Source organism: Comamonas testosteroni, assembly GCF_014076415.1.
GTDB lineage: Bacteria > Pseudomonadota > Gammaproteobacteria > Burkholderiales > Burkholderiaceae_C > Comamonas > Comamonas testosteroni_F.
In genome coordinates this window covers 2,758,796-2,770,852 of the sequence record NZ_CP043568.1, presented here as the reverse complement: position 1 = coordinate 2,770,852, position 12,057 = coordinate 2,758,796, and the positions used below count along the sequence as shown (strand labels likewise).

Annotated in this window: 11 protein-coding genes; 7 read left to right on the top strand and 4 right to left on the bottom strand. The window is 60.4% G+C overall.

Features of this window, described 5'->3' with window-relative positions:
- The first annotated feature begins 130 nt into the window (after window positions 1–130).
- From F0P97_RS12575 to F0P97_RS12555, 5 genes are all read left to right on the top strand, one after another.
- On the top strand, window positions 131–2,698 hold the full coding sequence (locus tag F0P97_RS12575; RefSeq protein WP_182286986.1) for a PAS domain-containing sensor histidine kinase: 2,568 nt from the start codon (window positions 131–133) through the stop codon (window positions 2,696–2,698).
- On the top strand, window positions 2,695–3,348 hold the full coding sequence (locus F0P97_RS12570) for a response regulator transcription factor (protein ID WP_003055354.1): 654 nt from the start codon (window positions 2,695–2,697) through the stop codon (window positions 3,346–3,348). Before F0P97_RS12575 ends, F0P97_RS12570 begins: the two co-directional genes overlap by 4 nt.
- A gap of 148 nt (window positions 3,349–3,496) precedes the next feature.
- Complete coding sequence (gene folD / locus F0P97_RS12565) at window positions 3,497–4,351, top strand: bifunctional methylenetetrahydrofolate dehydrogenase/methenyltetrahydrofolate cyclohydrolase FolD (protein ID WP_182286985.1); 855 nt, start codon at window positions 3,497–3,499, stop codon at window positions 4,349–4,351.
- Window positions 4,352–4,546: 195 nt separating this feature from the next.
- The gene (locus F0P97_RS12560; protein ID WP_182286984.1) at window positions 4,547–6,598 is read left to right on the top strand and encodes a M3 family metallopeptidase; all 2,052 of its coding nucleotides are present in this window, start codon (window positions 4,547–4,549) and stop codon (window positions 6,596–6,598) included.
- Between the two features lie 213 nt (window positions 6,599–6,811).
- Entirely contained in the window at window positions 6,812–7,510 is a 699-nt protein-coding gene (locus tag F0P97_RS12555) for a glutaredoxin family protein (protein ID WP_232538226.1), read from the top strand.
- A gap of 118 nt (window positions 7,511–7,628) precedes the next feature.
- Here the strand turns inward: F0P97_RS12555 and rpiA are convergent, their stop codons facing one another.
- Complete coding sequence (gene rpiA, locus F0P97_RS12550; RefSeq protein WP_182286982.1) at window positions 7,629–8,327, bottom strand: ribose-5-phosphate isomerase RpiA; 699 nt, start codon at window positions 8,325–8,327, stop codon at window positions 7,629–7,631.
- A gap of 34 nt (window positions 8,328–8,361) precedes the next feature.
- On the opposite strand from rpiA, the gene F0P97_RS12545 reads away from it, so the two are divergent.
- The gene (locus F0P97_RS12545; RefSeq protein WP_182286981.1) at window positions 8,362–9,420 is read left to right on the top strand and encodes a quinone-dependent dihydroorotate dehydrogenase; all 1,059 of its coding nucleotides are present in this window, start codon (window positions 8,362–8,364) and stop codon (window positions 9,418–9,420) included.
- A gap of 72 nt (window positions 9,421–9,492) precedes the next feature.
- Here the strand turns inward: F0P97_RS12545 and F0P97_RS12540 are convergent, their stop codons facing one another.
- The 3 genes from F0P97_RS12540 to F0P97_RS12530 are packed head-to-tail and all read right to left on the bottom strand — an operon-like array spanning window position 9,493 to window position 10,607.
- A complete protein-coding gene (locus tag F0P97_RS12540; protein WP_182286980.1) occupies window positions 9,493–9,867 on the bottom strand; it encodes a hypothetical protein in 375 nt (124 codons plus the stop codon).
- Between the two features lies 1 nt (window position 9,868).
- Window positions 9,869–10,270: a phage holin family protein gene (locus F0P97_RS12535; RefSeq protein WP_182286979.1), complete on the bottom strand. Its 402-nt coding sequence runs from the start codon at window positions 10,268–10,270 to the stop codon at window positions 9,869–9,871.
- Between the two features lie 25 nt (window positions 10,271–10,295).
- Window positions 10,296–10,607, bottom strand: a complete 312-nt coding sequence (locus F0P97_RS12530) for a DUF883 domain-containing protein (RefSeq protein ID WP_003079290.1) — start codon at window positions 10,605–10,607, stop codon at window positions 10,296–10,298.
- A gap of 593 nt (window positions 10,608–11,200) precedes the next feature.
- Between F0P97_RS12530 and dsrO the strand changes: the two genes are divergently transcribed.
- A complete protein-coding gene (gene dsrO / locus F0P97_RS12525; RefSeq protein ID WP_420093904.1) occupies window positions 11,201–12,049 on the top strand; it encodes a sulfate reduction electron transfer complex DsrMKJOP subunit DsrO in 849 nt (282 codons plus the stop codon).
- Window positions 12,050–12,057 lie beyond the last annotated feature (8 nt).

Sequence of the window (12,057 nt, the reverse complement as noted above, 5' to 3'; positions counted from 1 at the left end):
AATTGTGCTTTGTGATTTCACTATATAAAAAAATGCTGCAAATGCACATACAGTGAAGCCTCTATAGATTGTCTTTTACGCGACAGAAATAGTCGCAGATTCCACTAGGTCTCTCCCCTACACTGGAGACATGCAAACAAGCAATCACGAACGAGAAAAAGAGGACGCAAAAAGCGCGCAATCCGTTGCATCCCCTGTGCGCTGGTGGCGCAGCTGGTGGCGTAGCCTGTCGCCGACCCGGCAGGATCGCTATGCCGCGCTCGCGCCGCTGGCATCGGTGCTGATGTTCATGGCTGCAATCATTGCGTCGTTCTGGTATTTGCGCACGGAAGAAGTGGATCGCGAGCAAGAGGCACTGCGCCGCGATGTGGAATACGCCCAGCAGCGCGTGCGCCTGCGCCTGTTGGAACGCCAGGAGCAACTGATGCGCATGGCCCGGGACATCGGCAACCGCGAGATGCGCAAAGCCGACTTTGACGGCCGCACCGAAGCGCTGATCAGCCAGTACCCCGAGCTGCAATCGATTACCTGGATCAATGACAAGCGTCAGGTTGTGTACAGCCAGTCAGCTCCGACGGTGGCCACGGATCAGCTGCGTGCCGTGGGCGAAAACCTGCATCAAGGCGAAACCCTGCAAGCCTATGAGCAGGCCCGCGAAATGCTGCAGCCCATCTATGTTCAGGAAAAAGCCCAGCCCAATGAGTTGCCGCCACTGCTGCAGCTGCATGTGCCCATCAGCTCCAACAGCCGCTACCAGGGCGAGCTGCTGGCCGAGTTTTCGGTGGACAGTCTGCTGCGCTATGGCACACCCACGGAAGTGATGGCCCGTTACGCCATCACCATGCGCGATGCCGACAACCATGTGCTGGCCGGCACTCCACTGGCACCGCGCAAGACACCGACCGAGCTGCTGCACTGGCGTGCCATAGCGAATGAATACGAAGTGCCAGTCTCCCCTGTGGGCACGGCGCTGATGATGCGCGCCCAGGCCTACCAGACTTCGCTGGGCGTTGTCGGCAGCGGCCTGTTCTGGCTGGTGGGCACGCTGTCGGCCATGACGGCCTGGCTGCTGCTGGCCACCTGGCGCCACACGCGCCGCCGTCAGCGTGCCCAGGAGGCTCTGGTGGCCGAGACCAATTTCCGCCGTGCCATGGAGAATTCCGTGTTGACCGGCATGCGAGCACTGGATCTGCACGGCCGCATCACCTATGTGAACGCGGCCTTCTGCCAGATGACGGGCTGGAGCGAGAAGGATCTGGTCGGCCAGGTTCCGCCCTATTCCTACTGGCCCGATAACGACTACGACAATCTGCATTCGCAGCTGCGCGAAGAGCTGTCGGGCAAGACCATCGTTGGCGGCTTTCAGGTACGTGTGAAACGCAAGAACGGCAGCCTGTTCGACGCGCGCCTGTATGTCTCGCCGCTGATCGATGCCCACGGCCAGCATACAGGCTGGATGTCGTCCATGACGGACATTACCGAGCCCAACCGGATTCGCGAACAGCTTTCCGCCTCATACGAGCGCTTCACCATCGTGCTGGAAGCGCTGGATGCCTCTGTTTCGGTGGCCCCTCTGGGCAGCGCCGAGCTGCTGTTTGCCAACAAGCTGTATCGCCAGTGGTTTGGCTCTCATACCGAAGGGCATCTGCAACTGGTCGCGCAGGCCGGCAAGCTGCCGGTTCGCCACCAGCCCGAAGCCGAGAACGAGGACGGGCTGATGGGTTTACCCACGGGCTCCATCACCGAATCGCGCAGCGAAAACGCTGAAATCTTCGTGCCCAGCCTGGGCAAGTGGCTGGAAGTCCGCTCGCGCTATCTGAGCTGGGTGGACGGCCGTCTGGCCCAGATGGTGATTGCCACCGACATCACCCAGCGCCGCCTGGCCGAGGAGCAGGCTGCGGCCCAGGCCGAAAAGGCCCAGACCGCCAGCCGCCTCATCACCATGGGCGAAATGGCATCCAGCGTGGCGCACGAGCTCAACCAGCCCCTGACCGCCATCAGCAATTACAGCTCCGGCATGCTGACACGCCTGGAAAACGGCACGCTCACACCCGAGCAGATGAAGTTCGCACTGGAAAAGACGGCACATCAGGCCCAGCGTGCCGGCCAGATCATTCAGCGCATCCGCTCCTTCGTGAAAAAGAGCGAGCCCAATCGCATGCTGGCCCAGGTGGGCGAAATGGTGAGCGAGGCGCTGGAGCTTGCCGGTATCGAGTTGCGCCGCCGCAATGTACAGCTGACCTCGCATATTGCCGAACGCATGCCGCCGGTAATGGCCGATGCCATCCTCATCGAGCAGGTTCTCATCAATTTGATGAAAAACAGTGCTGAGTCAATTGATATGTCCGACCGCCCTCTGGGTCAGCGCAATGTGGAATTGCGCGTGCGCCCCCAGGTCTTTGAAAGCCTGCCGGGTGTGGAGTTCACCGTGGAAGACACGGGCAAGGGCCTGCCGCCGGAAGTGTTGGAACACTTGTTCGAAGCCTTCTTCTCCACCAAGAGTGAAGGCATGGGCATAGGCCTGAACCTTTGCCGCTCGATTGTCGAATCACATCAGGGTCGAATGCATGCCGAGAACCTCTACAATGGAAGCGAAGTCACTGGTTGCCGGTTCTCATTCTGGCTACCGTTGGCAACGGGTGTGGAGACGACAACACTCACCACGACAAGCGAACCCATAAAGAGGACGATTGCATGAGTTTGATTCCCAAAAAAGGCACTGTTTACGTAGTTGACGACGACGAAGCAGTCCGTGATTCGCTGCAATGGCTGCTGGAAGGCAAAGACTACCGCGTGCGTTGCTTTGACTCAGCCGAGACCTTTTTGTCGCGCTACGACCCGCGTGAAGTGGCCTGCCTGATCGTCGACATCCGCATGGGCGGCATGACCGGCCTGGAACTGCAGGACCGACTGATCGAGCGCAAGTCTCCTCTGCCCATTGTGTTCATCACCGGTCACGGCGATGTGCCCATGGCTGTGAACACCATGAAGAAAGGCGCACTGGACTTCATCCAGAAGCCTTTCAACGAAGAAGAGCTGCTGGGTCTGGTCGAGCGCATGCTGGATCACGCCCGCGAAGCCTTTACCGGCCACCAGCAGGCCGCCAGCCGCGATGCGCTGCTGGCCAAGCTCACGGGCCGCGAAGCCCAGGTGCTCGAACGCATCGTCGCCGGCCGCCTGAACAAGCAGATCGCCGACGATCTGGGCATCTCCATCAAGACCGTGGAGGCCCACCGCGCCAACATCATGGAAAAGCTCAACGCCAACACCGTGGCCGATCTGCTCAAGATTGCGCTGGGCCAGGGCCAGACCAGCGCTGCGGCCAAGGCGGCGGCAGCCGTCAATTAAGTGCTCCCCGCGAAATTGGAAGCCATTCCAATCGCGAGATAATCCAGGGAGCACTGGCCAGGCCTCGCGCTTTAGCCAACTCCTATTCTGATAGCTGCTAGTGCTTGTACTTCAAGGGCTAGCAGCATTTTTTATTGGTACTCCAGCAATGACAGCCCAACTCATCGACGGCAAAGCCCTCTCAGAACAACTGCGCAAGGAAGTCGCCACACGCGCGGCAGCACTCAAGGCCAAGGGCATCACGCCCGGCCTGGCCGTAGTTCTGGTGGGCGACAACCAGGCTTCCCAGGTCTATGTGCGCAACAAGGTCAAGGCCTGCGAAGACGTGGGCTTCCACTCGGTGCTGGAAAAGTACGATGCCTCCATGACCGAAGCCGAACTGCTGGCACGTGTCGAAGCGCTGAACAACGACCCCAGCATTCACGGAATTCTGGTGCAGTTGCCCCTGCCCAAGCACATCGACGACCACAAGGTCATCGAAACCATCTCCCCCGCCAAGGATGTGGACGGCTTCCACGTGGCCAGCGCCGGCGCACTGATGGTCGGCGAAGTCGGCTTCAAGGCCTGCACGCCCTATGGCTGCATGAAGATGCTGGAATCCATCGGCATGAAGGATCTGCGCGGCAAGCACGCCGTGGTCATCGGCCGCTCCAACATCGTGGGCAAGCCCATGGCCATGATGCTGCTGGCCGCCAACGCAACGGTCACCATCACCCATAGCGGCACTGCCGATCTGGCTGCCATGACTCGCCAAGCCGACATCGTCGTCGCAGCCGTGGGCAAGGTCGACGTGCTGACAGCCGACATGGTCAAGCCCGGTGCCGTGGTCATCGACGTGGGCATGAACCGCAACGCCGAAGGCAAGCTCTGCGGCGATGTGGACTTCAACGGCGTCAAGGAAGTGGCGGGCTACATCACCCCTGTGCCCGGTGGTGTAGGCCCCATGACGATTACCATGCTGCTGGTCAACACCATGGAGTCTGCTGAGCGCGCCGCGGGCTGATCCTTCAGAGCCGCTTCGCGGCCTGCCCCTCTCTGACGCCGAGCGCCCGAGAGGGCCACGGCTTGCCCCGCGCGGCGCCTGTTCGCTTCCCAGGCGCAAGCACGCTTCTGACCGCAGGCTGACGCTATGAAGGCGATAGCAATAAATACCCTGAGAGCGCTTGATTTTCCCGACCTTGCCGGCACCTAATACAGCATGAGCAATCCACTTCTCGAATCCTCCTCACTGCCCTTGTTTGACCGCATTCAGCCTGCGGATGTGGCCCCCGCCATCGACACTTTGCTGGCCCGTGCCAGCGAGGCGCTGGAGACCGTGGTTGCACCGGACTTCCCCGCACAGTGGGAAGCCATCTCTGCCGTGCTGGACGTGGCGACCGAAAAGCTTGGCACCGCCTGGTCGGCCATCAATCACCTCAACAGTGTGGCCGACACGCCAGAGTTGCGCGCGGCCTATAACGAAGCCCTGCCCAAAGTCACCGAGTTCTGGACCAATCTGGGCGCTGACGAACGCCTGTACGCCAAATACAAAGCTATCGACCCAGCCAGCCTCAACAAGGAACAGCGCGCCGCCTGGGACCATGCCATGCGGGGCTTTGTGCTCTCCGGTGCCGAACTGCAGGGAGCTGCCAAGGAACGCTTTGCGCAGATTCAGGCACGCTCGGCAGAGCTGGCCCAGAAATTCAGCGAGAACGCGCTGGACGCCACCGATGCCTTTGCCTACTACGCCAGGATTGACGAGCTGGACGGCGTTCCGGCCGATGTGATCGCCGCGGCCAAGGCTGCCGCCGATGCCGATGGCAAGGAAGGCTACAAGCTGACGCTCAAGATGCCCAGCTATCTGCCCGTGATGCAGTTTGCCAAGAGCAGCGCACTGCGCGAGAAAATCTATCAGGCCTATGTGACCCGAGCGTCCGATCAGGCCGAGGGCGATGGCAAACGCTTTGACAACACTGCCGTGATGAAGGAAATCCTCGCGCTGCGCCTGGAAGAATCCCAGTTGCTGGGCTACAGGAACTTCGGCGAAGTCTCGATCGTGCCCAAGATGGCCGATTCGCCCCAGCAGGTCATTGACTTTCTGCGCGATCTGGCAAAACGTGCCCGCCCCTATGCTGAAAAGGATGCAGCCGATCTGCGTGCCTTTGCCAAGGCTGAACTCGGCATTGCCGACCCGCAGCCCTGGGACTGGGCCTTCATCGGCGAAAAGCTCAAGGAAGCCCGCTATTCCTTCAGCGAGCAGGAGCTCAAGCAGTACTTTCCGGCTCCCAAGGTGCTGGCCGGCCTGTTCAAGATTGTCGAGACGCTGTTCGAAGTCTCCATCCGCCGCGATGAAGCTCCAGTCTGGAACCCCTGCGTGGAGTTCTACCGGATCGAGCGCTCCACCGCACAAGGCCCTCAGCTGGTCGGCCAGTTCTATCTGGACCCTCAGGCGCGCAAGGGCAAGCGTGGCGGCGCCTGGATGGATGATGTGCGCACGCGCTGGCTGCGCCCCGACACCCATAAGCTGCAAACGCCTGTGGCCCATCTGGTCTGCAATTTCGCGTCCGGCGTGGACGGCAAGCCCGCGCTGCTCACACACGATGACGTAATCACCCTGTTCCACGAAACCGGCCACGGACTGCACCACATGCTCACGCAGGTCAACGAACGCGATGTCTCGGGCATTGCCGGCGTGGAATGGGATGCGGTCGAGCTGCCCAGCCAGTTCATGGAAAACTTTTGCTGGGAATGGGATGTGCTCAAGCACATGACCGCCCATGTGGACACGGGTGATGCCCTGCCCCGCACGCTGTACGACAAGATGATTGCCGCCAAGAACTTCCAGTCCGGCATGCAGACCCTGCGCCAGATCGAGTTCGCGCTGTTCGACATGTTGCTGCACACCGAGCACAACCCGGCAGACGACTTCATGGCACTGCTGAACCAGGTGCGCGCCGAGGTGTCCGTGCTGCAATCACCAGCCTACAACCGCATGGCCCACACCTTCAGCCATATCTTTGCCGGTGGCTATGCCGCCGGTTACTACAGCTACAAATGGGCCGAAGTGCTGAGCGCGGACGCTTATGCGGCTTTCGAAGAAACCATGCTGGCCGATGGCTCGCCCAATCCCGAGACCGGCCGCAAGTACCGCGAGTCGATCCTGGAGGCCGGCGGCAGCCGTCCTGCCATGGAGTCCTTCAAGGCCTTCCGTGGCCGCGAGCCACAGATCGACGCGCTGCTGCGCCATCAAGGCATGAGTCAGGCGGCCTGAGTCTTCTGCTGCCGCCTCCTCAAAAGCGCCCTTCCAAGGGCGCTTTTTCATGCCGGTGATTGCCATAAACTGACACTGGCTGACTCCCGCACCGGAACCTGATCAAGGCAAGTCGGAGCGTGGGAGCAGACAGTCCTTCATGCAGGCTATGCTCTGTCCATTGGCGCTCGCGCCCTCAGACCTCTTCATTGCACTTCATTGATCAAGATTGAGATGCCACGATCTTTCATTGCCCGGCCTTCGGCCCAGAAACCGACCTCCCGCAACGCCCTGCAGCTGACGATGCTTGTAGCCGCCTTTGCCGCATTGGCGAGCGGAGTCAGCCAGGCCCAGAACCTTTATCGCAGTGTAGGCCCTGATGGGCGAGTCACTTATTCCGACCGGGCCATCAGCCCCAACGCCAAGCCCAGTGGCGAAGCCGCGAGCAATGCCGATGGCCCGGCGTCTTCGGCCAACGCGCAACTGCCTTACGACTTGCGCCAGACGGCCAACCGCTACCCCGTCACGATCTATACGGGCAAGGACTGCGGCCCGTGCGACGAGGCACGGTCTCATCTACAGAACCGCGGAATCCCGTTCAACGAGCGCACCATAGATACCAGCAGCGATGTTGCAGCGCTGCGCAAGCTCAGCGGACAGGACAACCTGCCCTTTGCCACCATCGGCAACCAGCACCTCAAGGGCTTTGGCGCCGACAGCTGGGACCAATACCTGAGCGCCGCAGGCTACCCCAAGCAGCCCCAGCTGCCGAAGAACTACAAAGCCCCCGCTGCCAAGCCCTTGACCGTACCGGCGCCAGCCGCGACCGATGCGGTCAAGCCTGCAGAGCGCCCCCCTGCACGCATCGCGACGCCCGCAGCCCCCGCCCCTGGCGCACCCACCCCCGACAACCCCGCAGGCCTGCGCTTCTAGAATTCATGAATTTCAATATAATCAGGCTCTAACGCTTACCCATCAAGCGCTAGCAGCTATCAATTTCATAAAAAAGCCACCTGCACAAGCAGGTGGCTTTCGGGCAGCTGCTTGCTGCTTAGTATTCCAGCGTCTGCACGCCTTGCGCGGTTCCCAGCAGGCAAACCGCAGCCTTCTGATGGGCAAACACGCCGACGGTCACCACGCCTGGCCACTGGTTGACTTCGGATTCGAAGGCCAGCGGCTCGGCGATCTTCAGGCCGCGGACATCCAGAATATGCTGGCCGTTGTCGGTCACCAGCGGCGCACCATCCTTCATGCGAATTTGCGCCGTCACGTCAGCGCCCATGGCTTCAAAGCGACGGGCGATCTGTGCTGCAGCCATGGGAATGACTTCCACGGGCAGCGGAAAATTGCCCAGCACCGGCACGCGCTTGGATTCATCGGCAATACAGACAAAACGCTGAGCCAGCGCCGCCACGATCTTCTCGCGCGTCAGCGCCGCACCGCCGCCCTTGACCATATAGCCCTTGCCGTCGATCTCGTCGGCACCGTCGATATAGACGGCCAGACTGGTGACTTCATTGGCATCGAACACCTTGATGCCCAGGGCCTTCAGGCGCTCGGTACTGGCCACGGAGCTGGAGACGGCGCCAGGAATCTGATCCTTGATGGTGGCCAGTGCATCAATGAACTTGTTGACCGTGGAGCCTGTGCCCACGCCCACAATTTCACCGGCGACCACATATTTCAGGGCAGCTTGTCCGACCAAAGTTTTCAGTTCATCTTGAGAAAGAGGTGCAGCAGATGTCGTCATGAGGGAAAATCCAGGTAATCCTGCGATTATCCCCATGTCTCTTATTCCTTACTCACTGACGCGTCCTATTCTTTTCGGCATGGACCCCGAAGCGGCCCACGACCTCACCATGAACTTCATGGCCAAGGGTCAAAATACCTTGCTCCAGAAAGCTTGGGCACGCCCTCTGATCAGCGACCCCATCGAGCTCGCCGGCCTCAGGTTCCCGAACCGTGTGGGCATGGCCGCAGGCCTGGACAAGAATGCACGCTGCATCGATGCGCTGGCCGCCATGGGTTTCGGCTTTGTGGAAGTAGGCACCGTCACGCCCCGCCCCCAGCCCGGCAACCCCAAGCCGCGCATGTTCCGCATCCCAGAAAAAAATGCGCTGATCAACCGCCTGGGCTTCAACAACGAAGGCCTGGATGCGTTCCTGGCCAATGTGCGTCGCTCGCAAGTGCGCGCAAAAGCAGGAAACAATGGCGGCGCCATGCTGCTGGGCCTGAATATCGGCAAGAACGCCACAACCCCCATCGAGGAGGCCACCAGCGACTACATCAAGGCGCTGGATGGCGTGTATCCTCATGCCGACTATGTGACGGTCAACATCAGCTCGCCCAACACCAAGAATCTGCGTGCGCTGCAAAGCGACGAGGCGCTGGATGCGCTGCTGGGTGCGGTCGCCAATCGCCGCGAACAGCTCTCCAGCCAGCATGGCAAGCGCACGCCGGTATTCGTGAAGATCGCTCCCGACCTCGATGAAGAGCAGGTCGGCGTGATTGCGGCGACGCTGGAGCGCCACGGCATGGATGGCGTGATTGCCACCAACACCACCATCAGCCGCGATGCCGTCAAGGGTCTGCTGCATGCCGAAGAAGCCGGAGGCCTGTCCGGCGCGCCCGTGCTCGAAGCCAGCAACCAGATCATTCGCCAGCTGCGCTCAGCCCTTGGCAGCCGTTTTCCCATCATTGGCGTGGGCGGCATCCTGAGCGGTGCCGACGCCGTGAGCAAGATCCGTGCGGGCGCCGATGTGGTGCAGATCTACAGCGGCCTGATCTATCGCGGCCCCGACCTGGTCACCGAGGCAGCCCAGGCCATCGCCCACATGCACTGAAGTTGCACTGAGCCTGACCCCAAAGAAACAGCCCGTCATGCCTGAGCCTGACGGGCTGTTTTTTATGACCCTTCAGCCGCGTGCACGTTGCTGCAGTTTGAGGATCCAGGGCAGTGCTGCACTGCCCCAGCGAATCAGCTTGCGTGGTCCCAGAACCATGAGCAAGCCACCCGCTGCCGCCGTTGCCAGCGGATGCAGGCGAACAAAAGACAGCAGTCGCTCAGGCAAGGGAGCCTCTGCGTCCACATGCGGAGTTTGCGTGCTGCGCAGGGCAAGCGCCTGTGCCTTGGCCGCGGCTCGGGCCTTGACGCGCGCACGTTGCTTGGCAATGCGCGACAGCACCAGCTTTTGCTCGGTGGTCGCTTCATCCCAGAGCAAAGCATCCATGTCTGCGGGCTTGACGGGTTCCAACTCTGCGGATCGCGAATCGGGAGAGATGCTGCTCATGCTAAATCCTCTCCTTCAGCGCTTGCCAATCCGATTTGAGCTCACGCCGCGTGAGCCTGAAAGGACTGGAGAGTTGATTGACAGCTGCCAGCAGCCGCCACAACCCCAGGCCCCAGACCAGAACCCAGCCACCGACCAGCAGCCACGCCACCAGCTGACGATGCTCGCTATCCCAGAACTGCACGAGCACAGCCATGGACAGGACGATGAGCACGACCACAGTGAGTGCGCCCAGCACAATGGCCAGCACCGCCAGCGCTTGCATGCTGCGCTTGTGCTGCTGCCACTCAAGCTGCGCAAGATCAACCCGATCTTCGGCCGCGATTGCGGCCTCGTTCAGATTGGCACGCCAGCGCTCCAGCAGGGAATCAAGACCTAGTAGTGAAATCAAATTCACAGGCACTTGTCCTTTTGCAGCTCGGCAATGCTTAGCGACGACCCAGCATGAAGCCCAGCAGTGCACCCACTGCCAGCGCGGCACCGGCGACGCGCCAGGGTTCGTCGTGAGCGTAACGATCCGCCACATCGGCAGCTTCACGTGCCTGGCGAGCGGCGTCCTGAGCCGCACGCACGGCAGACTCGCGCACGTTGGCCATGCCGTCGTCGATGCGCTGACGAAGCACGCCGATTTCAGGAAGCTTGTCCAGTTCACGGGCAGACAGCAGACCACGCAGATCGCTGACCAGTTTTTCCAGATCGTCTTGGGCGGTGGAAACGGCGTCGGAAACAGAGCGTGACATATCGATCCTTTCAATGTGACGAAATTGGAATATCGCATGCACTTGGCAGTGCACCAAGATAGCTGCGAGACAGCAAGCATCAGGGCCGGCCGCTCATAAAACCTGCAGCATGTGAACATCTTACAGAAAACCCACCGCCTCCAAGAAACTCGCGGGACTGCTGCACTGTCGGAAAGCAGCGAAACTGCCTCATATCAAGGAATATAAAGCCGTTCAAGACTCCAAACCAATCTGTTTGCTGCAGCAATCTTTGCGGTCGCGCGCCAGATCGGCCTCAGTCTGCGCTCAGGCATGCCATGTATGCATAGCTTGATCTCCTGCATCTGCCACTAAGCAAAGCGGATTACATACGGCGACACACTGATTGCTTAACAGTTCATTAATAAATTGGATGCATGCTCGGCAACAAGTCATCTGCTTGCGGGATATCCATTCAAAAAACTCTGAAGCAGGCGAAGACTTGACTCAAATCAAGTGGCGCAGACGGCAACTTTCATATAGTCAATTAGACATAAGAGATATTAATTTAATACTCTTTTATGTTTAAAGCATCAGGGTTTTCTGGTGCCAGTGCGACGATGAAAGGAAGGGCCATGCCACTTCAGATACGAGAACTCTCCGACTGCTCAACCAGCAGTTCGGCCTGCACCTGCAGCACTCCATCCATTACCCAGGCACCTCAGCAGGCAGTGACAGCGCCCACCAAGCGCGGTTTTTTGCAGGATTTGATTGCCATGGCCGCCAGCCTTGGTGTTGCGGGCGGCGCCCGCGCGGCGCTGCCCGGCGACCCCAGCTTCCAGCCCCTGCGCCGACCCGGCATGAAAGGCAAGCGCTTCGGCATGCTGGTCGATATGCGCAAATGCATTGGCTGCCAGGCCTGCACAGTGAGCTGCTCGGTCGAAAACCAGCCCCCCATCGGCCAGTTCCGCACCACGGTGCTGCAATACGAAATCGACCAGGCCGGCGACACGGTTGCCGCCATGGTCAGTCTGCCGCGACTGTGCAACCACTGCGACGAACCGCCTTGCGTGCCCGTCTGCCCGGTGCAAGCCACATTTCAACGCACCGACGGGATTGTTCTTGTCGACAACGAGCGCTGCGTGGGCTGCGGCTATTGCGTACAGGCCTGCCCTTACGACGCGCGCTTCATCAATCACGAAACTCAGACCGCCGACAAATGCACCTTCTGCGAACACCGCCTGGAAGCCGGTCTGCTGCCCGCCTGCGTGGAAAGCTGCGTGGGCGGTGCACGCGTGATTGGCGACCTGAACGACGCACACAGCGAAATCAACCAGCGCATCAATGCTCACAAGGACGATATCAAGGTCCTCAAGCCCGGCATGAAGACCAAGCCGCACGTCTTCTACATCGGCCTGCCCGATGAGTTTGTGAACGGTGTCGATGGTCAGGCCACGGTTCGCCTTGTTGCCGAACATCTGTGAAAGGAGTG